The sequence below is a fragment of the Streptomyces sp. JLSY215 genome (assembly GCF_059682825.1).
Genome location: NZ_CM185022.1, coordinates 5472822 through 5498290, shown reverse-complemented (window position 1 = coordinate 5498290; position 25469 = coordinate 5472822). Strand labels below are relative to the sequence as shown.

The 25469-nt window shown below is 71.9% G+C and carries 20 protein-coding genes; 6 read left to right on the top strand and 14 right to left on the bottom strand.

The genetic code is table 11. The annotated features are described in order from the left end of the window. Positions 1 to 75: 75 nt before the first annotated feature. The 3 genes from AC5677_RS24710 to ilvA all read right to left on the bottom strand — a co-directional run bounded on the left by AC5677_RS24710 (position 76) and on the right by ilvA (position 3918). The gene (locus tag AC5677_RS24710) at positions 76 to 945 is read right to left on the bottom strand and encodes an ABC transporter permease (protein ID WP_497190110.1); all 870 of its coding nucleotides are present in this window, start codon (positions 943 to 945) and stop codon (positions 76 to 78) included. Next, positions 942 to 2096, bottom strand: a complete 1155-nt coding sequence (locus AC5677_RS24705; RefSeq protein ID WP_497190109.1) for an ATP-binding cassette domain-containing protein — start codon at positions 2094 to 2096, stop codon at positions 942 to 944. The genes AC5677_RS24710 and AC5677_RS24705 overlap by 4 nt, the downstream gene beginning before the upstream one ends. A gap of 370 nt (positions 2097 to 2466) precedes the next feature. Continuing rightward, positions 2467 to 3918 carry a threonine ammonia-lyase gene (ilvA, locus tag AC5677_RS24700; protein WP_497190108.1) on the bottom strand — a complete coding sequence of 484 codons (1452 nt, stop codon included), beginning with the start codon at positions 3916 to 3918 and terminating at the stop codon, positions 2467 to 2469. A gap of 189 nt (positions 3919 to 4107) precedes the next feature. Here ilvA and AC5677_RS24695 point away from each other — a divergent pair, with 189 nt between their 5' ends. Beyond that, positions 4108 to 4608 carry a MarR family winged helix-turn-helix transcriptional regulator gene (locus AC5677_RS24695; RefSeq protein ID WP_497190107.1) on the top strand — a complete coding sequence of 167 codons (501 nt, stop codon included), beginning with the start codon at positions 4108 to 4110 and terminating at the stop codon, positions 4606 to 4608. A gap of 103 nt (positions 4609 to 4711) precedes the next feature. Here the strand turns inward: AC5677_RS24695 and AC5677_RS24690 are convergent, their stop codons facing one another. Continuing rightward, the gene (locus tag AC5677_RS24690; protein ID WP_497190106.1) at positions 4712 to 5872 is read right to left on the bottom strand and encodes a cystathionine gamma-synthase; all 1161 of its coding nucleotides are present in this window, start codon (positions 5870 to 5872) and stop codon (positions 4712 to 4714) included. Between the two features lie 293 nt (positions 5873 to 6165). On the opposite strand from AC5677_RS24690, the gene AC5677_RS24685 reads away from it, so the two are divergent. Together AC5677_RS24685 and msrA are read left to right on the top strand one after the other, a co-directional pair. Further along, the gene (locus AC5677_RS24685; protein ID WP_497190105.1) at positions 6166 to 7305 is read left to right on the top strand and encodes a hypothetical protein; all 1140 of its coding nucleotides are present in this window, start codon (positions 6166 to 6168) and stop codon (positions 7303 to 7305) included. Positions 7306 to 7412: 107 nt separating this feature from the next. Further along, positions 7413 to 8078, top strand: a complete 666-nt coding sequence (gene msrA / locus AC5677_RS24680) for a peptide-methionine (S)-S-oxide reductase MsrA (RefSeq protein WP_497190104.1) — start codon at positions 7413 to 7415, stop codon at positions 8076 to 8078. Between the two features lie 52 nt (positions 8079 to 8130). On the opposite strand, the gene AC5677_RS24675 is transcribed toward msrA, so the two are convergent. Beyond that, a complete protein-coding gene (locus AC5677_RS24675) occupies positions 8131 to 8784 on the bottom strand; it encodes a DinB family protein (RefSeq protein ID WP_497190103.1) in 654 nt (217 codons plus the stop codon). 168 nt (positions 8785 to 8952) lie between these two features. Here AC5677_RS24675 and AC5677_RS24670 point away from each other — a divergent pair, with 168 nt between their 5' ends. Then, a complete protein-coding gene (locus AC5677_RS24670) occupies positions 8953 to 10056 on the top strand; it encodes a hypothetical protein (protein WP_497190102.1) in 1104 nt (367 codons plus the stop codon). Between the two features lie 813 nt (positions 10057 to 10869). Here AC5677_RS24670 and AC5677_RS24665 read toward each other — a convergent pair. The 4 genes from AC5677_RS24665 to AC5677_RS24650 all read right to left on the bottom strand — a co-directional run bounded on the left by AC5677_RS24665 (position 10870) and on the right by AC5677_RS24650 (position 15780). Further along, positions 10870 to 11919: a methyltransferase gene (locus AC5677_RS24665; protein WP_497190101.1), complete on the bottom strand. Its 1050-nt coding sequence runs from the start codon at positions 11917 to 11919 to the stop codon at positions 10870 to 10872. Positions 11920 to 12144: 225 nt separating this feature from the next. Continuing rightward, positions 12145 to 13350, bottom strand: a complete 1206-nt coding sequence (locus tag AC5677_RS24660) for a DUF2786 domain-containing protein (RefSeq protein WP_497196744.1) — start codon at positions 13348 to 13350, stop codon at positions 12145 to 12147. Positions 13351 to 13833: 483 nt separating this feature from the next. Further along, positions 13834 to 15117: a L,D-transpeptidase gene (locus AC5677_RS24655; RefSeq protein ID WP_497190100.1), complete on the bottom strand. Its 1284-nt coding sequence runs from the start codon at positions 15115 to 15117 to the stop codon at positions 13834 to 13836. 324 nt (positions 15118 to 15441) lie between these two features. Continuing rightward, positions 15442 to 15780 carry a hypothetical protein gene (locus tag AC5677_RS24650; RefSeq protein WP_403515390.1) on the bottom strand — a complete coding sequence of 113 codons (339 nt, stop codon included), beginning with the start codon at positions 15778 to 15780 and terminating at the stop codon, positions 15442 to 15444. A gap of 133 nt (positions 15781 to 15913) precedes the next feature. Between AC5677_RS24650 and AC5677_RS24645 the strand changes: the two genes are divergently transcribed. Beyond that, on the top strand, positions 15914 to 16237 hold the full coding sequence (locus AC5677_RS24645; RefSeq protein WP_497190099.1) for a hypothetical protein: 324 nt from the start codon (positions 15914 to 15916) through the stop codon (positions 16235 to 16237). A 184-nt stretch (positions 16238 to 16421) separates the two neighbouring features. Here AC5677_RS24645 and hutH read toward each other — a convergent pair whose 3' ends face one another. From hutH to AC5677_RS24620, 5 genes are all read right to left on the bottom strand, one after another. Next, positions 16422 to 17966 (bottom strand): histidine ammonia-lyase, encoded by a 1545-nt coding sequence (hutH, locus tag AC5677_RS24640; protein ID WP_497190098.1) that lies wholly within the window; start codon positions 17964 to 17966, stop codon positions 16422 to 16424. 87 nt (positions 17967 to 18053) lie between these two features. Beyond that, a complete protein-coding gene (locus AC5677_RS24635) occupies positions 18054 to 19271 on the bottom strand; it encodes a GGDEF domain-containing protein (protein WP_497190097.1) in 1218 nt (405 codons plus the stop codon). A 207-nt stretch (positions 19272 to 19478) separates the two neighbouring features. Next, positions 19479 to 20285: an enoyl-CoA hydratase/isomerase family protein gene (locus tag AC5677_RS24630; RefSeq protein ID WP_497190096.1), complete on the bottom strand. Its 807-nt coding sequence runs from the start codon at positions 20283 to 20285 to the stop codon at positions 19479 to 19481. Between the two features lie 757 nt (positions 20286 to 21042). Then, the gene (locus tag AC5677_RS24625; RefSeq protein WP_497190095.1) at positions 21043 to 22188 is read right to left on the bottom strand and encodes an adenylate/guanylate cyclase domain-containing protein; all 1146 of its coding nucleotides are present in this window, start codon (positions 22186 to 22188) and stop codon (positions 21043 to 21045) included. Positions 22189 to 22849: 661 nt separating this feature from the next. After that, on the bottom strand, positions 22850 to 23725 hold the full coding sequence (locus AC5677_RS24620) for a biotin--[acetyl-CoA-carboxylase] ligase (RefSeq protein ID WP_497190094.1): 876 nt from the start codon (positions 23723 to 23725) through the stop codon (positions 22850 to 22852). A 131-nt stretch (positions 23726 to 23856) separates the two neighbouring features. Here AC5677_RS24620 and AC5677_RS24615 point away from each other — a divergent pair, with 131 nt between their 5' ends. Further along, complete coding sequence (locus AC5677_RS24615; RefSeq protein ID WP_497190093.1) at positions 23857 to 25464, top strand: acyl-CoA carboxylase subunit beta; 1608 nt, start codon at positions 23857 to 23859, stop codon at positions 25462 to 25464. Positions 25465 to 25469: the final 5 nt, after the last annotated feature.

The window sequence follows — 25469 nt, the reverse complement described above, 5'->3', positions numbered from 1 at the left end:
TCCTTTACGAAGCGCGGGAACGAAAACCACCACCGGGCCGTAACCACCACCGGCGCCCCCGCAACCCCCGTGGGCTCAGGCCGTCGCCGACCGGTATTTGCGTACCGCGAGGGTCCGGAAGACCGCGATGATCAGCAGCGACCAGATCACCGAGGCCAGCACCGGGTGTTCCATCGGCCAGGCGCCGGTCACCGACGTGGGGACATTCGGGATGGTGTTGCCGAACAGCTCCCGGGCCGCGGCCACGGTGGCGCTGAACGGGTTCCACTCCGCGACGTGCTGGAGGAAGGCCGGCATGCCGTCGACCGGCACAAAGGCGTTGGAGATGAACGTCAACGGGAAGAGCCAGATCAGCCCGCCGGAGGTGGCCGCCTCGGGGGTGCGGACCGAGAGGCCGATCAGCGCGCCGATCCAGGAGAAGGCGTAGCCGAGCAGGAGCAGCAGGCCGAAGCCGCCCAGCACGGCGAGGATGTTCTCGTGCGTGCGCCAGCCGATCAGCAGCGCGACGACGGCCAGCACCACGAGTGTCAGGGCGGTCTGCACGAGGTCGGCCAGGGTGCGGCCGGTGAGCACCGCGCCCCGGGACATCGGCAGCGACCGGAACCGGTCGATCAGGCCCTTGTGCATATCGTCGGCGATGCCCGCGCCCGCGCCGGCCGTGGCGAAGGTGACGGTCTGCGCGAAGATGCCGGCCATCAGGAATTCGCGGTACGCCTGGGCGTTGCCCTCCGGGGCGCCGGGGATGGCGATGGAGCCGCCGAAGACGTAGGTGAACAGCACCACGAACATGATCGGCTGGATCAGCCCGAAGATCACCACTTCGGGGATGCGCATCATCCGGATGAGATTGCGCTTGGCCACGACCAGGGAGTCGCGTACGGACCGGCTGATGCCGCCGCGTGGCCGGGGGGCGCGGGCCGGGGCCGCTTCGGTCGCCGTCGTCACTTCACGCCCTCCGTGTCCTTGCCGGCGGTTTCGTCCGTGCCGACGGCTTCGCGGGCCGCCTTCCGTACGGCGTCGGGCTCGCCCGTCCGGGCGCCCTTCCGGCCCTTCCCCCCGCGCTCCCGCCCGCTGCCCTTGCCGCCCTTCTTGCGGCGGCCGGCGGCACCGCGGCCCCCGGCGCCGTCCTCGCCGCTCTCCGGGCCCCCGTCCGCCGCCTCGGCGACATGTCCGGTCAGCGAGATGAAGACATCGTCCAGGGTCGGGCGGCGCAGCCCGATGTCATCGATCTCCACGCCGCGGGTGTCCAGCTCGCGGATGATCTCGGCGAGCAACTTGGCGCCGCCGGTCACCGGAACCGTGATCTTGCGGGTGTGCGGTTCGACGGTGCCCTCGCCCTTGCCGAAGCCGCGCAGAACGCCCTCGGCGACGGCGATGTGCTCGGGCGCGTGCACGACGACCTCGACGCGCTCGCCGCCGGTGCGCGCCTTGAGCTGGTCGGAGGTGCCGCGGGCGATGACCTTGCCGTGGTCGACGACGCAGATGTCGTTCGCGAGGCGGTCGGCCTCCTCCAGGTACTGCGTGGTGAGCAGCAGGGTCGTGCCGCCCGCGACGAGTTCCTGGATGACGTCCCACAGCTGCTGGCGGTTGCGCGGGTCCAGGCCGGTGGTCGGCTCGTCCATGAACATCACGGGTGGGCTGACGACCAGCGCGGCGGCCAGGTCGAGACGGCGGCGCATCCCGCCGGAGTAGGTCTTGGCGGTGCGGTCGGCGGCGTCGGAGAGGTTGAAGCGCTCCAGCAGCTCACCGGCCCGGCGCTTCGCGTCCCGACCGCTCATCTGGTAGAGCTGCCCGACCATCATGAGGTTCTCCCGGCCGGTCAAGTACTCGTCGACGGCGGCGAATTGGCCGGACAGCCCGATGGCGCGGCGTACCTGGTCCGGGTGCGCGAGGACGTCGATCCCGGCGACCTCTACCTTGCCGCGGTCGGGCTGGAGCAGGGTGGTCAGGACCCGTACGGCGGTGGTTTTGCCGGCGCCGTTCGGGCCGAGCATTCCCAGGACGGTTCCTTCGGGCACATCGAGATCGACGCCGTCCAGAGCCCGTACGTCGCCGAATGTTTTCACCAGACCTTCGGCGTAAATGGCGCCTGGCATGTGGGTACTCCCATGGCTTGGGTTAGTTCCAGGTCGAATATTACGGTTGCCGGACTTTGTACGCCCTGCGGGCAGTTACCCATACGTGCATCAACTCTGTGGGCATTTGTCCGTAGCGAGTCGCCGCGGCGCACCGTCAGACCGGCGAACGGCCGGACCCGTGAACCGCGTACCGGCGAATCCCAGGGAACCGGCGAAGCAGGACCGGACTCTACTCCGAACGCGATACATCGCGTTACTGGTTTTCGCGGTTTTCGTACATTCGACGTACGGGGGCATTCGACGTACGGGCGGCGCGTTCGCCGAAGCGGCCGGGACGGGTCGGGCCGGGTTGGTCGGGCCAGGACAGGAACGTTTCGCCACGCCTTTGCTAGGCGATGACGAAGTACCCCGCCTCGCGCAGCGCCTCGCCCACCTCGGCGCAGTGCTCCGGACCCTTGGTCTCCAGCTGGATCTCGACCTCGACCTCCGTCAGTCCGAGCCGGGGGTCGAGCCGTACGTGGCCCACGTCCAGGACGTTGGCGTCGACGACCGTCAGCACGCCCAGCAGGGTCGCCAGCGCGCCCGGCCGGTCCGTCAGCCGCAGCCGGAGCGAGAGGTAGCGTCCGGCGGCGGCCATGCCGTGCCGCAGGACGCGCTGCATCAGCAGCGGGTCGACGTTGCCGCCGGACAGCACCGCGACGACCGGCCCCTCGAACGTCTCCGGGTGGGACAACAGCGCCGCCACCGGGCTCGCCCCGGCCGGCTCCACCACCTGCTTCGCCCGCTCCAGGCACAGCAGCAGCGCGCTGGAGAGCTCGTCCTCGGAGACCGTACGGACCTCGTCCACCAGCTCATGGACGATCCGGAACGGCACATCGCCGGGCCGCCCGACCTTGATCCCGTCCGCCATCGTGGCCAGCGCCTCGATCGCCACCGGGTGCCCGGCCTCCAGCGAGGGCGGATAGCAGGCCGCACCCGCCGCCTGCACCCCGATGACCTTCACATCCGGCCGCAGCGCCTTGACCGCCACCGCGACGCCGGCGGCCAGCCCGCCGCCGCCGATCCCGACGACGATGGTGCGCACCTCCGGGCACTGCTCCAGGATCTCCAGGCCGAGTGTGCCCTGGCCGGCGATGATGTCCCGGTGGTCGAAGGGGTGGATGAAGACCGCGCCGGTCTCCTTCGCGTACTCCTGGGCGGCGGCCAGCGTCTCGTCGACCACCTGGCCGTGCAGCCGGACCTCGGCGCCGTATTCGCGGGTCGCGGCGACCTTCGGCAGCGGCGCCCCGGCCGGCATGAACACCGTCGAGCGCACGCCCAGCAGGGACGCCGCCAGCGCCACGCCCTGCGCGTGGTTGCCCGCGCTGGCCGCCACCACACCGGCCGCCCGCTCCTGCGGGGAGAGCCGGGCGATGCGTACGTACGCGCCGCGGATCTTGAAGGATCCGGTGCGCTGGAGGTTCTCGCACTTGAGGTGTATCGGGGAGCCGACCAGCCCCGACAGATAGCGGCTGCCCTCCAGGGGGGTGGCGCGGGAGACGCCGGAGAGCAGCTTGTGCGCCTCGCGTACGTCATCGACCGTGATCGCGGAGAGCGGGTCCTCGTCGGCCGCGTCCTCGTCGGTCGAATCCGCGGCAGTCGGGTCCGAGGCAGTCGGATCCGTACCGATCAGGTCCGCACCGATCGGGTCCGTACCGATCGGGTCCGTACCGATCGGGTCCTCGGCCGTCGGACCCGGGGCCGTCGGATCCTCGTCGAGCGGGGCCCCGGTGATCGCGGCGTCGGCGGAGAGCGATGCCGCGGGGGACTCGTGCGACGTGCGAGGCGTGTGATCGGCCATGCCGTCAGTCTCGCAGTTCGGGCCGTCCTGGGCCTTTTCGACCGGATGGCGAGATCCCCCGTACGGCGCGGAACGGTCTCGGCCGTCTCACGGGGTGTTATCGGAACGACGGGGTCGGTACCGTCCCCGCAGCATCCGCGTACGCTGTCCTCCCATCCATACGCACCTCCATGAAGCGAGCTCCCGGCCATGCCCACCTCTCCGGACATGACGACCCACCCCGACACCGCTCTCCTAGACGCGCTGCAGCACCAAGTGGCCGTCTTCGCCCGCCGCGCCGAACAGAGCCGACTGGGTGGCGTAGGGCAGGCGCGCAACTCCATGGACCGCGCCGCCTATCTGTTGCTCAACCGCCTCGACCAGGAGGGGCCGATGGGTGTCAAGGCCCTGGCCGCCGGGATGGGCATCGACTCCTCGACGGTCACCCGCCAGGTGGCGCCTCTGGTGGACGCCGGGCTGGTCAGCCGAGCCACCCACCCCGAGGACGGCCGGGCCGTGGTGCTCCAGCTGTCGGAGCGCGGCCTGACCCGCCTGGAGGAGGTGCGCGCCTCGCGTCGTGCGCTGATGGCCCTGGTGACGGAGGACTGGTCGCCGGAGGACCGGGACGCGTTCTGCGCGCTCCTCACCCGCTTCAACGTCTCCCTCGCCACGCTCACCGCGTCGCTGGCGCCGGCCGGCCCCGCGTCCTGACGCACGCCGGGACGTCCGCGTCGTACAGTCCGCGCCGGGTCGTCCGCGCCGGGACGTCACCACCCCTCCGGTGGAAGGGTGGTGACGCGCTTCACGAGCGGTGTCAGCCGAGGGCCTGCGTGAGGTCCGCCAGCAGATCGTCGGCGGACTCGATGCCCACCGACAGCCGTACGAGGTCGCTCGGGACCTCCAGCGCGGACCCGGCCGTCGAGGCGTGCGTCATCCGGCCCGGGTGCTCGATCAGGGACTCCACACCGCCCAGGGACTCCCCCAGGGTGAACAGCTTCGCCCGGTTGCAGACCTCCACGGCCTCCTGCTCGCCGCCCGCCACCTGGAACGACACCATCCCGCCGAAGGACCGCATCTGCTTGGCGGCGACCTCGTGACCGGGGTGCTCGGCCAGGCCCGGGTAGTACACGCGGGTGACCTTCTTGTGCGAGACCAGCAGCTCGGCGACGCGGGCCGCGTTGGCGCTGTGCCGGTCCATGCGTACGGCCAGGGTCTTGATGCCGCGCATCACCAGCCAGGCGTCGAACGGCCCGGCGATCGCGCCCATGGCGTTCTGGTGGTAGGCGAGTTCCTCGCCCAGCGCATCGTCGTTGACGACCAGTGCGCCGCCCACGACGTCCGAGTGCCCGCCCATGTACTTGGTCGTCGAGTAGACCACCACATCCGCGCCCAGGGCGAGCGGCTGCTGGAGGTAGGGGCTGGCGAAGGTGTTGTCGACGACGAGCTTGGCGCCCGCCTCCCGGGCGATGCCGGCCAGCGCCGCGATGTCGCTGATGCCGAGCAGCGGGTTGCTGGGCGTCTCGACCCAGATCGCCTTCGTACGGGGCCGCAGCGCGTCGCGTACGGCCTGCGGGTCGGAGGTGTCGGCCACCGACCACTCCACGCCCCACCGCTCGACGACCTTCGCGAACAGGCGGAAGGTGCCGCCGTAGGCGTCGTTGGGGATGACGACGTGGTCGCCGGGGGTGAGCAGGGTCCGCAGCAGGCAGTCCTCGGCGGCGAGCCCGGAGGCGAAGGCGAGGCCGCGGCGGCCGCCGTCCAGGGCGGCGAGATTCTCCTCAAGGGCGGTACGGGTCGGATTGGCGCTGCGGCTGTACTCGTAGCCGCCGCGGAGTCCGCCCACACCGTCCTGCTTGTAAGTAGAGACCTGGTAGATGGGCGGTACCACCGCGCCGGTGGCCTGGTCGGGCTCCTGACCTGCGTGGATGGCAAGGGTTTCGAAGTGCTGGTGGCGCTGTTCGCGCTGATCGCTCATGCCTGCCGAGGGTAGTCGGCCAGGCAAGGGAACTTTCCGGAACTTTCTGCTTCGCTGGAGAGTGAATACATAAGACGGCTCCCCGCTCGCTACGACAACGCTTACTACGACAGCTCCCCCGCGCACCGAGACCCGCCCTCCGCCCCACACCTCCGATCCGCAACCCTCAACCGCAGCCCTGAACCGCAACTCCGAACCGACCTCCACGCCGGCCCCTCACCCTCCAGCCCCTCCCCTCACCCCCGACCCCCACCCCAGACCCTCACTCTCTCGCACCGACCGGGACACACCACATGGACGCTCTGCTCGTGCTCCTCGCCGCGACCGCCCTCGGCGGTTGCGTCTTCCTGCCCTGGATGCGGCGCCGGCGGGCCGTACAGCAGACCCGGCAGGGTCTGGTGGTGGCCGGCGACCCGATGGCGGGCTACGGCTTCGTGCCGCTCGACGAACTCGACGTGCGGCTGCCCGGCCCCGATCAGGAGCTGGACGACGCGCTCGCGGAGATACGGCGTACCCGCGACTGGCGCCCGGCGGCCGCATTGCTGAAGTCCACCGGGGACGACTGGGAGCTGCGGTGGCAGCGGATCCAGACGCTGGCGGGCTCGGCGGCGTTCGAGCCGGCGCAGGAGGCGGCCGGGGATGCCGGGCCCGGTGACGGGCGGCGGGCCGGGGGCATCTGGCTGCGCACCTGGCGGCTGGAGTCCCCCAAGGATCCCGGCGGCGCCCAGACGCACGCCCAGTTCCTGGTCCTCCAGGCGCTGCGCGATCCCGGTTCCCAGGACTTCCGGATGATCCTGGAGGAGGCCCGTACGGTCTGCCGGGAGGCGGGGCTGCTGGCGCCCGGCAGCCCCATCCCGTACATCACGGAGCTGGCCGTCGCACGTGGCCTGGGCGAACGCCGCGCCGACTACGAAGCGCTCTGGTCCAAGGTCGCCCAGCGCGCCCCGCATCACATGGGCGCGCATCTCGCCGCGCTTCCGTACTGGTCGCAGAAGTGGCACGGCTCCCGCGAGGATGCCGAGGGGTTCGCCGAGCGCGCGGCGGCCGGGGCGCCGGCGAAGAGCCTGCTGCCCGCGCTGCCGCTCTTCGCGGTGTACGAGCATCTTCCCGAGGCCAATATGGTCCGGAGCCTCTATCAGAGCGTGGTGGTCGAGCGGGCCATCGAGGGCGCCCACTTCGCCCTGGCCCAGGCGCCCGCGGACCACCCGATGGCCCCGCACGTCCGCCATCTGCTGGTCTGGTTCCTGGTACGCGCCGAACGCTACGCCGAGGCCATGGAGCAGCTCCGTCTCGTCGACGGCCACGTGGGCGCCGTCCCTTGGTCCTACGGCCGCAGTCCGGCCGCCGAGTACGCCGCCTACCGGGCGCTGGCCATCGCCGGCTGGGAACAGCTGGGCGGCACGTCGGCGGGCTTCCCGCGGGAGGGCCACTGACGCCCGTACGGGGAATGCGGGCCCGCGGCCGGACGTTCTCCCATTGACCGGACCCGTTCCTCCTCCTTCCCCGTCTCCCTTCCCTCGCCCCCTGGAGCCTGATCCTGATGCTGTTCTCCCGCTTCAAGACCCATCTCCCCACCGCCGAGGAAGCGCTGAAGGGCCGCCCGGAGCGGGAGTTCTCCGTGCCCGAGCGGCACACCGTCCTCGGCAACCCTCTGCTGGGCCCGTACCCGGAGGGTCTGGAGACCGCCGACTTCGGTCTGGGCTGTTTCTGGGGCGCCGAGCGCAAGTTCTGGCAGACCGACGGCGTCTGGACCACCCTCGTCGGCTACCAGGGCGGCCACACCCCGAACCCCACGTACGAAGAGGTCTGCAGCGGCCACACGGGCCACACCGAGGCCGTCCGCGTCGTCTATGACCCGCAGGTCATCCCGTACACGGCCCTCCTGAAGGTCTTCTGGGAGTCCCACGACCCCACCCAGGGCTTCCGCCAGGGCAACGACGTGGGCACCCAGTACCGCTCCGCCGTCTACACCCACTCCCCCGCCCAGCAGGCCACCGCCGAGGCTTCCCGCGACGCCTACCGCACGGTCCTCCAGAAGTCCGGCTACGGCGACATCACCACCGAAATCCTCCCCGCCGAGGGGCGGCCCTTCTATGCGGCCGAGGGGTATCACCAGCAGTACTTGGACAAGAACCCGGCGGGGTACTGCGGGATCGGGGGGACGGGGGTTTCCTGCCCCGTCGGTGTGGCGCCCGTGGAGCGGTGATCGCACGGCGGCCGGTCCGCCCGGGGGCCGTTGCGGCAGGTGCTTGGCGTGGTCAGCTGCTGCCGCGCGGTGCGCCGTACCAACGCCAGTCCGTGCGGCGGGGGCGATCGGGCGTTTCGAGGCGGCCGGTTGCCCACAGCAGGGTCGACCACGGAGTGCCGGTGAGGGGTACGTCAGGGAAGAGCCGTGCGAGAGCTCGCTCGCTCAAGTCCTGCGGGGGCTCACACAGGCGGTACACGCCCTGAGCGATGTCGTGGGTGTGGACGAGGGTCTCGACGACGCCCATCGCCGCGAATCCCTCCGGGTCGGAGGCGCCGAAGACGTGCGGGGCCAAGGTGGTGGGAGCTGCGGTGTCGACGGCGGCTGCGAGCAGTCCGCCGCAGGCGGTCACGACGGTCAGGAGTCCCTCGGGTCCTGTCTCCTCGTCGCCGAAGATGACATTGGCCGGCCCGTGGGGTCGATCACGGGAGATGCGCAGCGGCACGCGTGGCACGTCCATCGGCTGCGCGAGACCGAATCGCAGTGCGTAGGTGAGCAGATCGTCCGCGAGGTGTTCCAGGGTCTCCCAGCATGTCCACTCCAGGCTGCCGGCCCTGACCTGCCATTGGGCCGCGGGGACGCCGGTGAGGGTATCGACACAGTGGGCGACGGCCTGACGCACATGGCTCCCGCTCACCGGCACGTGCGGTTCGACGGACTGTGACATGCGGGAAGCCTACAAGGCCGGGCCGGCAGCGCCCCGGGATCCCGGGTCCCGGATCCCGGCTGTGACCTGCGCAAGTCGTGTGCGCGGACGGCTCGTTGGCCGGTCCGGCGGGTAACGGATGAGGCATTACGGCCTCCCGGCGGCAGCAAGATCCTTACCGTCTCTGGCATGGACGGAATCGATGTGGTCAACGGAGTGGTGGGCGCCGTGCTCGGCATGGTCTGCGCCGTGCTGTTCCAACAGCCGTTGCAGGACACCTGGTACCGACTGCGCAAGCGCTCCACGACCGCGATTCGCACCATGCGACGACAGGAGGAGTCGGGGCCCGTCTGGCAGACGTTCTCGCTCGGGCCCCTGCGGACTTCCGCGTTGATCGTCGAAGGCGACGGGACGTCTCCGGTGCCCGTGGAAGCCATCAACGTCCAGGTGCTCGACGAAGAGGTGGTTCTGCCGGCGGACATGGCCGGCTGGCGGGACGAAATCGCCGAGGAGGGCGAGCGGTTGCGGGCGGAGGGGCGCACGCCGCTGTGGAACGGTCCTCGCTACGCCGTCGAGTCCTTCGACATCTCCCGTACCCCTCTCGACGAGACGCCCGAAATTCACCTGAGGCTGCGCCCTACGGACTACTACACGTTCCTCGCCGCTCAGCAGCTGGACCGCAGGCTCTCCGACGGCACGACGCCCCGGACCCGCTATCTGAATCCCGATGACCCGCTGGCGGCCCCGTCCTTTCTCCAGTGCAGTTTCGCCGTCAACGTCGCCGTGGTCACCGCCGATGACATGCTCGTCGTGACCCAGCGCAGCAACCGGGTACGCATGGCACCGGGCGTCTGGAACTCCTCCGTCAACGAGGGGCTTTCGCGGCATATCGATTCTTCGGGGCGGAGCGCACCGGATCTGCACGCGGTGGCCCGTCGCGGGATGCGGGAGGAGTTGTCCCTGGAGCCCCACGAGTACTCCCTCGATCTGCTGGCCTTCGTCCTGGACATGGACAAGCGGCACTGGAGCGGTCACTTCCATGCCAGGTTGAAGGACCTTTCGAGCGCGGATCTTCAGGCGCGCATCAGCCGGGGTGTCGCCGATCGCTGGGAGCACCAGACCATCGACTACGTTCCCTTCCGGCCGGCGACGGTGGTCACATACATGCTGCGGAGCAGCCGTATCCACCGCTGGGCACCATTGGCGCCGTCCCTCTTCCATCTCTCCCTCGTGCACGCGTACGGCCGTGCGCTTGTCGAGCGGGCGGAGGCGCAGGTTCTGCGCCGCCTGTGACCGCGAGGCGGGTGCGTGCGTATTCCGCCGGGTCGAGGATCTGCCATGCCGCCTGGCCGATGGCCAGGACCCCGCGGGCCGGCAGGGGTACGTCGCCGATGCGCGGGTTCTCCGTCAGCCGGGCCGGGCGGCCGAGGTCGGCGCCGTCGAGGAGGGCGTGCGAGTCGTCGATGACATACATCCGCTGTGGCATGAGCGTTCCGGTGTGGCCGCTCGGCATCGTGCCGGTCAGCTGGAGGTCGCCCATTCCCAGCGCTCGGGCCAGGCGCTCGCGGGCCCGTACGAGGAGTCGGGGTCGCCAGGTGGCGAGCGGCAGTGCCGCGCTGATGCCGTTGAGGAGGCTGAGGAGTGGGGTAGCGGAGGCGGTGAGGGTCCAGTCGAGGGAGGGGGATTCCATCGTCACCCGCAAGGTGGCCGGGCCCGTCCATGTGAGCCGGATCCGGCCGTACCCGGTGTGGTCGCAGGCAGGGCCGTAGTACCTGGGGCATGCGGTGTGCAGGTGTGGTCCGTCGACGTGAATCGACCAGTGGCCGTTCGGGTCGCGGTGCCACAGCGTGCGGTAGGGGGCGAAGGAGTTCTCCGGGAAGACGCGCAGGGCGAGGACATGACCGGAATCAAAGGGCAGTCCGAAGACGCCCCAGCCCTTCACGTATTCGTGGTCGGGCCATGGTGCCCGGCCCCGTAGGGGCGGGACATCGGACAGCGCGGAGGAAAGGTCGGGCATCTCCATCACCCCGGCGAGGTCGGTCTGTGCCCCAGGTCAAGGGTAAGGGGGTCATGGCCGGATCCGGCCATGACCCGTCGGACAGCCCGTTAGGCGGCAACGGCCTCGACGATGGAGGCGAAGGTCGGGGTGGGCAGGATGCGGGTGCGGCGCAGGCCGGCCCGGGTGAAGAGGGCGTCCAGGTCCTCGGGGCCTCGTTCGCGGCCCGTCACGATCGTCATCATGGCCACGTCCACGGCCTTGCCGAGCGGCGGCTCGTTGCCGGGGGCCGGGACGGAGTCGATGACCAGGACCTTGCCGTCGTGGGCCAGGGCGCGGCGGCACGACTGCAGGATGCGCACGGCGCTGTCGTCGTCCCAGTCGTGCAGGACGTGCTTCAGGACGTAGATGTCGCCGCCCTCCGGTACGGAGGCGAAGAAGTCGCCTGGTTGGGTGCGTCGGCGTCCGGTCAGCTCCGGGTCCGTCAGGAGGTGTTCGCGCAGCGCGGGTTCCTGGTCGAAGAGCACCCCGGACAGGCCCGGGTGGCGCAGGAGCACCTGGCGCAGGAGTCCGCCGCGGCCGCCGCCGACGTCGACGACCGTGCCGTGCCGGGGGAAGGGGTAGACGTCGGCGATCAGGGCGTTCATCGGCGCGGAGAAGGCGGCCATGCCGGTGTCGAAGAGTTCGCGGGTGGCGGTTCGGGCCGTGATGTAGTCGACGAACGGGGCGCCGAAGACCTTGGGGAATGCGGGTTCGCCGGTGCGTAACGTCTCGTCGAATCCCGATGAGGAGCGGACGAACAGCTCGTCCGTGAGCATCATGACCGCGGCGTGCAGCGAACCGGGTACGTCGGTACGCAGGAACTGTGCGGCGGGGGTGAGGTGGAAGGCGCCGTGTGCGTCCTCGCGGAAGACCTTGCGGGTGGCGAGGTAGCGCAGGGCGCGCCCCAGGTGGACGGCGTCGGTGCCGGTCAGGTGGGCGAGTTCGGCGGCGGTGCGGGGGCCCGCCGCCAGGTGGTCGGCCAGGCGGAGGTCGGCGGCGGTGCGCAGCGCCGCGGAGTAGAGGTGGCCGAGGGCCTCCTCGATCAGATGTCCTGCGTCGTGTGCCGCCGCCTCCGTGTCGTGGGGTCCTTCGGGTGCTCCCGGTCCGTGCGTATCCAACGTCGGCCTCCATGAGGTGAGTTGAGCGGGTATGCGCTGTCGTTCACCCTCGTGGTTCCGCCTCGGGCGCGGCACCGCCGTTGTGTGGATCTTGCGCTCCGTCTTCCGGACTAGGGCGCACGTCGGGGGCCGGCCGGGGTTTGATCGCGCCCGGAGCGGGCGGAGGGTGGGACGCGGCGCTGCTGCTCGGCTGAGGGCCTGCCGCCCGGTGGGGGCGGCGCCCGGTCAGCGGTCGTTGCGCAGTCGCGCCCGGTCGGCGGCCGCCCGTCCCGCGTGCCAGCCGTCGGCGTCCCGTACGCCGCGCAGCCGGACCGGGGCGGTGTCGGGGAAGAGGGCGCCGGTGGTCTCCTCCACGGCGAGTTCGCGGGCGGCGAGGACCGGGAGGAGGCCGGGGGCCGCGTCGGGGGACTCGGCGGTGACGGCGGCCGTGGCGGCGGCGGTGGCCTCGGTCAGGCGGCCCCGGATGCGGTCCGCGTAGGCGACGAGGAAGGTCTGGCGGAAGTCGCGGGTGCGGCGGGAGCGGGTGTGGTGCGCGTCGCCCGCGCGGTGCATCGCGGCGGTGGCCTGGAGGAGGAGCGAGGTGTAGAGCAGTTCGGCGGCCTCCAGGTCGGCTTCGAAGCCGACGAGGGTGGAGAAGCCGATGTCGGCGGCCCAGACGGCCTGGCAGCGGTTGGCGGCCGCGACGGCGTCCAGGAGGAGCGCCTTGGCCTGTTCGTACGGTCCCTCGATGCCGATGCGGATCGCCGACGGGCCGCCCGCCGGCCCGCCCTGGGCGCCGGCCGCGCTGTCGAGGAGCGCCTCGTCGATGCTGTGCCGGGCCATCAGCTCCTGTGCCTTGGCGGACAGCGCCTCCGCCTCCTGCGCGAAGTTCGTCGCCTCGGCCTTGGCGAGCAGTCCCCGGATGCGCCCGAGGGCACGGGAGGCGGCGGCGCCCCGGGCCTTTGTGGCGGGCGCGGGGGCCGGGGAGGGCAGCGGGGTGATGCGCGGGACCCTGGCGAGGGCGCGCAGGGCCGCCAGGACGTCGTAGGCGGTCTCGAAACGGGTGGTGCGGCGGCGTCCGGCCAGGGCGTCGAGGTAGCCGCCGTCGGACTCCCACCAGACCTCGGCGCCGAGGGTGCGCAGCTGGCCGGTCCAGCGGGTGCCGCGCGGGGTCCCGGCGGCCGGGTTGCGGGCCGCGTCGGCCGCTATCGCGTCCACGATCAGCGTCGCGAGGTCCGCTCCCCCGGTCGCCTCGCGGCGTACGAAGCGTTCCAGGTCGGCGGGCTGCCAGCCGCCCGCCCAGCACTGCGCGGCGCCCGCCGCGGCGGCCGCGACCACCGCCGCGCTCACCGCTTCCCAGCCGACGGCCGCCGCGGCGAGCATGGAGGCGCCCGCCTCGACGGCGTCCTCGGCCGCCGCCCCGTCCGCCGCGTACCGGACGCTGCCGAGCACGCCGCCGACCAGCTCGGCGGCCTCCGGGGACGGGCCGCTTCGTCCGCCGCGCCCGCTCGTCCCGGTTCCTTCGGTTCTTCCGCCTCTGCCGCGCTCAGTCACCTGGTCAGGGTACGGACGGCGGTCCCGTTGCCGCTCCCCGCGGCGGGGTTCTCACAGCCGGACCTGGTAGAGGCTCAGCGCGCGCTCCGCGCGGTAGCCGAGCGCGGCGTTCACCGCCCGCATCGGCCCGTTCCTCGGCGGCCGGTTCGGGGGCCGGGGTGCTCGGCCGGTCGTGGTCGTGGGCGGCGGCGACCACGGCGTACCACGCCTCGGTGTCGATTTCCATGCCGCGCACCGTACGCACCGCCACCGCCCGGCGCGCCTCATGTGGGGCGGCACCGGGCGGTGGTCGGGTCGTGCTGTTCTTACGTTGTCGTGCCGTGTCCTGCGCGGCCGGGTGTGGCCGGGTGTGCGGTGCGGCAGGTCACCGCGGTCCGGTCGTCAGGACGACAGGGCGCTGCCCGCGACCCACTGCGACCAGTCCATGTTCCAGCCGTTGAGGCCGTTGTCCGGCTGGATGACCTTGTCGCCGGAGTTCGTCATCTCGACGACGTCACCGAGCTGCGAGTTCTTGAAGAACCACGCGGCGTCGGTGCCCGGGTCGTCGGCGCCCCGGACGTCCTGGAGGCCGATGCAGCCGTGGCTGGTGTTGGCGTGGCCGAAGATGCCCTTGCCCCAGTAGTTGCCGTGGATGAAGGTGCCGGACGTCGACAGGCGCATGGCGTGCGGGACGTCGGGGATGTCGTACTCGCCCTTGCCGTCCTTCTTGGCGAAGCCGACGGTTGAGCCGTTCATCCGGGTCTGCTTGAACCTCTCGGAGATGACCATCTTGCCGTTGTAGGTCGGGTGGTCCTTGCTGCCCGCCGAGATCGGGATGGTCTTGATCGTCCGGCCGTCGCGGACCACGGTCATCTTGTGGGTCTTGGCGTCGACGGTGCTGATCTGGGAGTGGCCGACGGTGAAGCTGACGGTCTTGTTCTGGATGCCCTTGACGCCCGGCGAGGCCTCCACGTCATCGAGCCCGAGCTGCATGGTGACCTTGGAGTTCGGCTGCCAGTAGTCCTGGGGGCGGAAGTCCAGCCGCTTGTCGCCGAACCAGTGGCCGATGACCTGCTGGTTGCTGCTGGAGGCGACCTTGATCGCGGACTCCACGCGCGCCTTGTTCTCCACCGGCTTGTCGAAGTTGACCGACACGGGCATGCCGACGCCGACGGTCGAGCCGTCCTCGGGGGTGAAGGTGCCGATGAAGCTGTTGGTGGGCGAGACGGTGGTGAAGGTGGAGTTCTCCACCGCCTTGCGGCCCTGGGAGTCCACGGCGTGGGCGGTGACCTTGTAGGTCGTGGAGCGGGCCAGCGCCGTGTCGGGCTGCCAGGTGGAGCCGTCGGCGGACATCGTGCCCGCGACGGTCGTGTGGGCGGCCACGGAGGTCATCGTGACGTCGGTGAGCTTGCCGCCGCTGACCGTGACCTGGGCGTCGCTGTTGAGGCCGACGTCGGTCGTACCGTCCTGGGGCGCGATCTCGATCTTGGCCTGTGACGCCTCCTGGGCGGCCGCGGCGTCGACCTGCTGGGAGCTCTCGTGCTGAGGCTTGGGGGTGTGCGCGGCAGCATGGCTGCCGTCGTCGCCGTTCGCCGCGCCGCACGCCGTGAGGGTGAGGGCACCCCCGAGCAGTGCGGCCCCGACTATCAGGCCCCTACCACGATTACTGTCCGATATCACGCGCATCTCCATTGCTACCGAGCCCGGAGTTCTCGGAGAAGGTCCCGAGAGAGGTTCCGACGGGAGTCCGGGTGGGACTTCCGGTCCGGTGGGTCGACGGTTGTACGTCCGTGCCTATCGACCGTCTTCCATGGCCACGGAAAAGGAAAGGGAATGTGGGGGATGCCACTCAAATCGGACGTAAAGGCCACACATCGCCACAGAGAGGAGGCCCCCGTACGCATCACGCCATACGAGGGCCGGGGTCGGCGGGGGGGGTCGGTTGCGCCCGGTGGGGAGCCGGTCGCGGTCGGTGGGGGTCGGTTGCGTCGGGCGGTGCCGCGTGCCGGGTCAGGCCTCGGCGGCCCGGTCGTCCGCGAGATCCCATTCCGCCGCGTCCCACTCGGCGTCCGGGTCGTAGTCGGTCATCTCCTCACTGCTCCAGGAGGCGTGCGCGAGCTCGGTGCCCGGCACGGCCGTGACGAGGTCGAACGGGTCGACGAGATGGGCCAGCGCCTCCGCGGGGTCCTCCCGGACCGTGTCCAGGGCCTGCTGGCGCTGGTCGTCCGGGAGCGACGGATCGCCGCCGATGTGGTCGAGGGCCGCGCCGGTCAGCCGGCCGGCGTCGGTGACCTCCATGACCAGCTCCACATGAAGGCGTACAAAACGTGATGTCTCACCATTGCTCATGGGACGGAGGGTAAGCACGTACGCGTCCCGACTTCCCCGCGACCCGCGGCGGTCACTAACATCTGCGGTCAACGGCCGATGCCCGCGCTTCGCGCGACGGCCAATTCGCCGAACCCACAAGGAGGATCGTTCGGTGACCGCACGACGACCACTGCTGACCGCCGCCGCCGCGGGCTCGGTGCTGGTGGCCCTGTGGTTCGTACCGACCGCGCAGGCCGGCGTGGGCGAGGGCGGAGCGGGCGGTTCCGGCCCGCGGGCGGCCTCGGCGGACCACCCCGGCACGACGGCCGACGAGGACCCCGCGGCCGCCGTCGCCAAGGACGCCGCCGCCTCCCGGCACCTCCTCGCCGACACCGGCAGCCCCGACACCACGCCGTACGCCATCGGCGGGGCCGCCTGCCTCGCACTCGGTGCGGGACTGGTCGGCTACTCCGTCCGCCGCACCCGCGTCCACTGAGCGGAACCACCGACGGCTCCTGCCCCGGCCCACCCCGACATACAGTGCCCCGTCCGCCCTTCGCGGCGCGCGGCCGCCCGAGCGGGGACCCGGACGCGGGCCCGCCGCGGGCCGGCGGCGGCGCCACCTGCCCGCGCCGCCGCTGCCGTGCTGCGGTACTGCCCTACTGCCCTACGACGGTCCGTCAGGCCAGCTTCCCGGTAACGGACTCCACGGCCTCGACCAGCTTCCCCGACCGCACGAAGGCGTAGGCGGCCTCCAGGTCCGGCGCCAGGAAGCGGTCCTCGCCCGGCCCCTGGACGCCCGCGGCCCGTACGGCGTCCAGCACCGCGAGGCTGGCGGGGGCCGCCGTCAGCCCGTCGCGCATCTCGATGGCGCGGGTCGCGGCGTACAGCTCGACGGCGACGATCCGGGCGAGGTTGTCGACGGCGGTGCGCAGCTTGCGGGCCGCGGACCAGCCCATCGAGACATGGTCCTCCTGCATGGCGGAGGACGGGATGGAGTCCACCGAGGCCGGTGCGGCCAGCCGCTTCAGCTCGCTGACCAGCGCGGCCTGGGTGTACTGGGCGATCATCAGGCCCGAGTCGACGCCGGGGTCGCCGGCCAGGAAGGCGGGCAGCCCGTGCGAGCGGTTCTTGTCCAGGAGGCGGTCGGTACGGCGCTCGGCGATGGAGCCGAGGTCGGCCGCGGCGATGGCCAGGAAGTCCAGGACGTAGGCGACCGGCGCGCCGTGGAAGTTGCCGTTGGACTCGACCCGGCCGTCGGGGAGGACGACGGGGTTGTCGACGGCGGCGGCCAGCTCGCGCTCGGCGACCAGGCGGGCGTGGTCGAGGGTGTCCCGGCCGGCGCCCGCGACCTGCGGGGCGCAGCGGATGGAGTAGGCGTCCTGGACGCGCGGCGCGTCGTCCTGGTGGTGGCCGGTGAAGCCCGAACCCTCCAGCACCTTCAGCATGTTGGCGGCCGAGGCGGCCTGGCCGGGGTGCGGGCGGATGGTGTGCAGCTCGGGCGCGAGGACCTTGTCCGTGCCGAGCAGGGCCTCCAGGGAGAGGGCGGCGGTGATGTCCGCGGAGGTGAAGAGGCGGGCGAGGTCGGCGCAGGCCATCACGAGCATGCCGAGCATGCCGTCGGTGCCGTTGAGGAGCGCCAGGCCTTCCTTCTCGCGCAGCTCGACGGGGGCGATGCCGTGCGCGTCGAGCAGCTCACCGGCGGGCCGTACGACGCCGTCGGGGCCTTCGGCGTCGCCCTCGCCCAGCAGGGTCAGCGCGCAGTGCGAGAGCGGGGCGAGGTCGCCGGAGCAGCCGAGGGAGCCGTATTCGTGGACGACGGGGGTGATGCCGGCGTTGAGTATCGCGGCCATCGTCTCGACGACCACCGGGCGCACACCGGTCCGGCCGGAGGCCAGGGTCTTCAGGCGCAGGAACATCAGCGCGCGGACGACCTCGCGCTCGACCCGCGGGCCCATGCCGGCCGCGTGCGAGCGGACGATGTTGCGCTGGAGCTGGGCGCGCAGCTCGGGGCTGATGTGGCGGACGGCGAGGGCGCCGAAGCCGGTCGAGACGCCGTAGACGGGCTCGGGCTTGGCGGCGAGGTCGTCGATGAAGGCACGGGAGGCCGCGACGGCGGCGAGGGTCTCCTCGGGCAGCTCGATACGGGCCGCGCCGCGGGCCACGGCGATGACGTCCTGTGCGCTCGTGCCGGAGGTCCCCAGCACCACGGTGTGCATACTCATATTCAGGCACCCTAGAGACTGAATCACTAGATGTCACGAGTGGATTTGCGGAGCACCCCTTACCGAGCGCGCACCACCACCCGTGCCTCATCGCCGGAACCGGCGGCGCTCGGGCCCCTGCCGCGGCTCGGGCGTATCCGCGAGCCGTACGACCGGATCGTCGGAACCGCCGTGCCGACCGGCGACCACCGGCTCCCCGGACCGCTCCGCCTTGGCGCGGTACTGCGCGGCGTCCGCGAGCCGGAAGAGGCGGCGGGCGGTGCGTACCGGCCCGATCGGATCGCCGGTCGAGGCGACCCCGACCGCCACCCCGTCACCCAGCTCCAGTTCCCCCGCCCGCGCGCACAGTTCACCCGCCACCTTGGCCACCTCCTCGGACGACGGGCCGACCGAGAGCAGACAGAACTCATCGCCGCCGAGCCGGGCCGCGAGGGCGCCGGGCAGTATCGCGCCGCAGAGGGAGAGCACCGAGCCGAAGCGTTCCAGCAGCCGGTCACCGACCGCGTGGCCGCGCGAGTCGTTCACCTCCTTCAGCCCGTTGAGGTCACACACCACCAGGCTGACCACCGCACCGTCCCGGTGGTGCTGCTCCAGCGCCTCGTCGAGGCGCAGGTCCACGGCGCGGCGGTTGGCCAGGCCGGTCAGCGCGTCGGTGAAGGCGAGCCTGCGGGCCTCCGCGAGCCGCTCGGTCTGGGCGAGCCCGGCGGCCGCCACGGCGGCGAGTACGGTCGCGAAACCGGCGTCCTGACGGGTGAAGACCGGCTCCCCGGTCCGTCGCGCGACATACAGCTCGCCCCATGCCCGTCCGTGCAGCACGATCGGCGCGACCACACAGCAGCCGCGGCCGCGCCGGCGCAGCGCGGCGACCCGCTGCTGGTTGTAACGGCGCCCGCGGCGGCCCGCGCCGTACGGTCCGGACTCCCCGGCGTCCTCCTCGGCGGTCTCCCCGGTGGTCTCCACCCAGGCATCGCACCCGCCGGCGGCCCGCTCCTCGTGCGCCAGGCCGACGATCTCCGGGAACTCGTGCACCGGGTACGACTCGTCGTCGGGGAACTCCCCTTCCCCTTCGGCGAGTTCGCCGACATTGACCAGCACCCGCAGCTTGCCCAGCTCGCGCTCCCACTTGGAGATCGCCGCGAAGGAGCCGCCCAGGGCCTGCCGCGCGCCCAGGGCGGCGGCGCGCGCCGACTCGCGCGGGGTGGGCGCGGCCGCCATCGCCTGCGCCAGCTCCACCACTGCCCGCAGCCTCGCATCGCCGTTGGCCTCGCCCGTCACCGGATCCTCACATTCCGTTACCGTGAGCACACCCTGTACTACAGCGTAGGAATGTTTCACCCTCTTCGCGCCTTTCCGGCCGTATTGGCCGAGCGGCGACCCCGCGGGGCACCCCGCATCGGGGCGGGCCGGGGCGGGAGCCGTTGGTGGTTGCGGTCGGTGATCGGGGGCGGCTCGGGGCCTTCCACCGGCCGACGGGTCACTCCCCCGGTGCCCCGGTGGCCGGGGCGGCGCGGGTCACTCCCCCGGCCAGTCCGGGTCCCGCTTCTCGTTGAACGCCGCCACGCCCTCCGCACGGTCCCCGGAGAAGGCCACGCTGCGCCACGCCCCGTCCTCCAGCTCCAGCCCCGCCCGCAGATCCAGCCCGTGCCCCAGCCGCAGGGCCTTCTTGGCGGCCCGCAGCCCGACCGGCGAATTACGGGCGATCCGCGCCGCCAGCGCCAGCGCCTCCGCCCGGTCCTGCCCGTCCGCGGCCAGCTGGTCCACCAGCCCCAGCTCCGCGGCCTCGGCGGCCGGCACCCGGCGGGCGGTGAACACCAGCTCCGCCGCCCTGGCGGCCCCCACCCGGCGCGGCAGCAGCTGGGTGCCCCCGCCGCCGGGGATGACCCCCACCGACACCTCCGGCAGGCCGACCACCGCGCTGCCGTCCGCGACGATCAGATCGCAGGCCAGCGCCAGCTCGAAGCCGCCGCCGAGCGCGAAGCCGTGCACGGCCGCGATGGTGGGCACCGGCAGCTCCAGCACACCGGTGTACGCGGCCCGGGTGTGCGGCCGCTGGCGCATCAGGTCCGCGTCCGTGAAGGAGTTGCGCTCCTTGAGGTCGGCGCCCACGCAGAACGCCCGCTCATGGGTGGAGCTGAGCACCACGGCCCGTACGGACCGGTCGGCGGCGAGTTCGGCGCACGCCTGCGCCAGGGCGTCCGCCATCGCCGTGGAGACCGCGTTCATGGCCTTGGGCCGGTCCATGACCAGCTCCGCCACGAAGCCGTGCCGCGCGACGGCGACCCACCCCTCCGCGCCGAACCGCTGCATACCGTCGTCCATCCCGTCCTCCCGGTTAACGCTCGTTGACCTGACCGGTCCGGCGGATCATTTCAGGAACGGGGGCGGAGGAACAGGGAGGGAGAGGGTCAGGGCTCGGGGACCCTCAAGGGGGCTGGGCCTCCGGGGCGCCTCAGGGGGCTGGGCCTCGGGGGCGCCTCAGGGGTGGGGCGAACGGATCCCCAAGGGGCCGCGCGCACCCCGCCCCGGGCCGCACCGCACCGCTCCCAGCGGCTCCGCCCCTGCCCCGGCCCACCCCGACGCACCCCGCTGAAAACAACCCACCAACACGCGAAACGACGACTACAGGCACCACGCAAACAGCAACCGACAACGACCCCTGCCCCGGCCCACCCCGACGCACCCGGCCAACGGCACCCCATCAACACGCCAAACGCCCACCGCAAGCCCCACGTAAACAGCAACCGACAACGGCTCCCGCCCCGGCCCACCCCGACGCACCCAGCCAACGGCACCCCATCAACACGCCAAACGCCCACCGCAAGCCCCACGCAAACAGCAACCGACAACGGCTCCCGCCCCGGCCCACCCCGACGCACCCAGCCAACGGCACCCCATCAACACGCCAAACGCCCACCGCAAGCCCCACGCAAACAGCAACCGACAACGGCTCCCGCCCCGGCCCACCCCGACGCACCCGGCCAACGGCACCCCATCAACACGCCAAACGCCCACCGCAAGCCCCACGCAAACAGCAACCGACAACGGCTCCCGCCCCGGCCCACCCCGACGTACGTGACTAGCCGCGTCGACTGAGCAGCCAAGGCTCGATGACGCCCAGCCCGCGGACCGGCCGCTGCCACATCGGCTGCAGGGCGAAGCGGTACGTCGGGGGCGGCTCGCCCGTGCCCTCCTCGGCGGCCTTCTCCGCGGCGGCGGCCTCCGCCTCGGAGACCGGTGCCTCGCCGGTGCGTCCCAGCTCCTCCGCGAACGCCTCGTCCACCAGGACGGTGTCCTTGGGCGCTATCGACGTCAGGCGGCTGGCCAGGTTGACGGTCGTGCCGAAGACATCGCCCATCCGCGTCGTGACCGTGCCGAAGGCGATGCCGACGCGCAGCTCCGGCATCGTCTCGTCATGGGTCATGGTCTCGATCAGACGGAGGCCGATCTCGGCCGCGATGCCGGCGTCGTCGGCGGAGAAGAGGACCTCGTCGCCGAGCGTCTTGATCAGCCGGCCGCCGTGCGCGGCCACCAGGTCGGCGCAGGTGGTCTCGAAGGCCTCCACCAGCTCGCCCAGTTCCTCCTCCTCCAGGCGGCGGGTCAGCCGGGTGAAGCCGACCAGGTCCGCGAAGCCGACGGCCAGGCGGCGGTCGACCATTTCCGCGTCGTCCTGGGCCTGGACTACCCGCCCGGTGGCCGCGGCCAGCTGGCGTCGCCAGACGTAGACCAGGAACTCCTCCAGCTCGGGCAGGAGCAGCTCGACCAGCGGGTAGGTGATCTCGGTGCGGGTCAGGCCGGTGTCCTGAGGTTCGGTCAGGCCCTCCAGGAAGGAGTCGATCTGCCAGTCGGCGAGGCGGGCGGTGGTCTGGCCGGTGGAGCGGGCGACCTGTACGGCCATCGCCTCGCTCAGCAGGCCCGCCTCGACCAGACCGGCCAGGCGCCGCAGCGCCAGCACATCGGCCTCGGTCAGCGCCTTGACCTGGCCGATGTCGGCGAAGCCCATGGCGCGCCAGAAGCGGGCCGCGAGATCCATCGATACGCCGGCGGCGCGGGCCGCCTGGAACGGCGTATAGCGGCGGTCGGCGCCGAGGATGAGTTGTTCGAGGCGGATGGCGAGGGGCCCGTCCGGCGCGGCGGCCGCCTCGTCGTCCGGGCCGGGGTCCCCGTCGTGGGGGCCGGTTTCCTCGTCGCTCGTCGGGACGGTGCCCGGGTCGTCCGCGGTCACCGCCTGCTCCCTGTCCGGTCCCTGCGCACTGCCCTTCCGATCACTTCTCGCCCAAGGTCCGCTCCGCGGCGGACCGCCCCAACGATACGGCAGGTGTGCTCTGGCTCACTCTCACGTGCGGGTGCGGCGGGGTGGACCGGGGAGGAAGCCGCTGGCGGCCCAGATCCGTACCCGCGGTTACAGGGTGGCTGGTCGGAGCGGGGTCAACCGGCGCAGAAGCCGCGGGTGAGCCCGCTCGGTGCCCGGGGTGCCGGGGCGTTGGCGGGGGTGCGGCGTCCCGCCGACGCGCGTCGTTCCGGCCGGCCGGAAGATCATTCTCCGGTTGCCCGCAGATGCACGATGCCGCCGGCCGGCACCAGCCGCGGCGCCCCGCATCGGGGTGAGCCGGGGCAGGAGCTGCTATCGGCCGACGCCGCCACGCGCCACGGGCGACGCCACCAGCCGCGGCACCCCGCATCGGGACGGGTCAAGGCAGAAGCCGTTATCGGCGGACGCCGCCACGCGCCAGGAGCGACACCACCAGCCGCGGCACCCCGCATCGGGACGGGCCAAGGCAGAAGCCCTTGCCAGCCGACGCCGCCACGCGCCAGGAGCGACACCACCAGCCGCGGCACCCCGCATCGCAGTGGACCCGGGCAGAAGCCCTTGCCGGCCGGCGCCGTCACGTGCCAGGGGCGGCCCGCAGGTGGACGATGTCGCCTGCGGCTACGGGCTGCTGCACGCCGTCCGCGGTCGCCAGGACCAGCCGCCCGTCGCCGTCGATGGCCACCGCCTCGCCGAGGAGCTCGGCGTCGCCGGGGAGTTCGGCCCGTACGGAGCGGCCCAGGGTGGCGCAGCCGGCCGCGTAGGTCTCCTGGAGGCGGCTGGCCCCGGGGTCGCCGATGGCGTCCTGCCATCGGCCGTACCACTCCTCCAGCGAGCGCAGTACGGCGCGCAGCAGCGGGTCGCGGTCGGTGCCGCGGGCGCCCGCCAGCGCGAGCGAGCCCGCGGTGGGTACCGGCAGTTCGTCGGCGCGGAGGGAGACATTGAGGCCGATGCCGATGACGACGCCGTCCCCGGCGCGTTCGGCGAGGATGCCGCCGGTCTTGCGCTCGGTGCCGTCCACGGTGACCAGGAGGTCGTTGGGCCACTTCAGCGCCGTGTCGACGCCGGCCGCGCGGGCGAGGGCGGCGGCGGTGGCGACGCCGGTGAGCAGCGGCAGCCAGCCCCAGCGCGCCATCGGGACGCGGGGGGCGAGGTAGACGGAGAAGAAGAGCCCGGAGCGCGGCGGCGCCGACCAGCGGCGGTCCAGCCGCCCGCGGCCGGCCGACTGCTCCTCGGCGATGAGGACGGCGCCCTCGGTGACCTCGCCCTTGGCGGCGCGGGCGGCGAGGTCGGTGTTGGTGGAGCCGGTCGAGGCGACGACGTCCAGGGAGGTCCACAGCGCCCCGGGGCGCAGCAGAGCCCGGCGCAGGGCGTGCTCGCTCAGCGGCGGGCGCTCCAGATCGGACCAGCGGCCTGCGTCTTTGTCCCGGTTTCCCGGTGGTTGAGGCGTCATGGGGCCAGCCTAGGTGTGGTCAACGACGCAGTGCTGGAGAGCAGTCCCGCCGATACGCTACGAGTCGGTAGCCATACCCGTACCACCCTCAGTACGAGCACCAGTCCAGGACGAGCAGGAGCCGCATCCCGATGTCCGAGCCGGAAGCAACCGCCTTGAACAATTCAGGCATCCACACCACCGCGGGCAAGCTGGCGGATCTGCAGCGGCGGGTCGAAGAGGCCACGCATGCCGGTTCGGCCCGCGCGGTGGAGAAGCAGCATGCGAAGGGGAAGCTGACGGCGCGTGAGCGCATCGATCTGCTTCTGGACGAGGGCTCGTTCGTCGAGCTCGACGAGTTCGCACGGCACCGGTCGACGAATTTCGGTATCGAGAAGAACCGCCCGTACGGGGACGGCGTCGTCACCGGTTACGGCACGGTCGACGGCCGCCCGGTGTGCGTCTACTCCCAGGACTTCACGATCTTCGGCGGGTCGCTGGGTGAGGTCTACGGCGAGAAGATCGTCAAGGTGATGGACTTCGCGCTGAAGAACGGCTGCCCGGTCGTGGGCATCAACGACGGTGGCGGGGCCCGGATCCAGGAGGGTGTCGTCGCGCTCGGCCTGTTCGCCGAGATCTTCCGCCGCAATGTGCATGCGTCGGGCGTCGTGCCGCAGATCTCGCTGATCGTCGGGCCGTGTGCGGGCGGGGCGGTCTACTCCCCGGCCATCACGGACTTCACCGTCATGGTCGACCAGACGTCGCACATGTTCATCACCGGCCCCGACGTGATCAAGACCGTCACGGGCGAGGACGTCGGCTTCGAGGAGCTGGGCGGCGCCCGTACGCACAACACCACCTCCGGTGTGGCGCACCACATGGCGGGCGACGAGAAGGACGCCATCGAGTACGTCAAGGGTCTGCTGTCGTACCTGCCGTCGAACAACCTCTCCGAGCCGCCCGCCTTCCCGGAGGAGGCGGACCTGGAGGTTTCGGAGGCCGACCGCGAGCTGGACGTACTGATCCCGGACTCGGCCAACCAGCCGTATGACATGCACACCGCGATCGAGCACGTCCTGGACGACAACGAATTCCTGGAGACCCAGGCCCTGTTCGCGCCGAACATCCTCACCGGCTTCGGCCGGGTCGAGGGGCACTCGGTCGGCATCGTCGCCAACCAGCCGATGCAGTTCGCCGGCTGCCTGGACATCAACGCGAGCGAGAAGGCCGCGCGCTTCGTGCGCACCTGCGACGCGTACAACATCCCGGTGATCACCTTCGTGGACGTCCCGGGCTTCCTGCCGGGCACCGACCAGGAGTACGACGGCATCATCCGGCGCGGCGCCAAGCTGATCTACGCCTACGCCGAGGCCACCGTCCCGCTGATCACCGTCATCACCCGCAAGGCGTTCGGCGGCGCGTACGACGTCATGGGCTCCAAGCACCTGGGCGCGGACCTCAACCTCGCCTGGCCGACCGCGCAGATCGCCGTGATGGGCGCGCAGGGCGCGGTCAACATCCTGCACCGCCGCACGCTCGCCGCGATCGAGGACCCGGCCGCGCAGGACGCCAGGCGCCAGGAGCTGATCCAGGAGTACGAGGACACGCTGCTCAACCCGTACGTCGCGGCCGAGCGCGGCTACGTCGACGCGGTGATCATGCCGTCCGAGACCCGTCGCCACATCGTCCGCGGACTGCGCACACTGCGCAACAAGCGCGAGGCGCTGCCGCCGAAGAAGCACGGCAACATCCCGCTCTAGGAGGT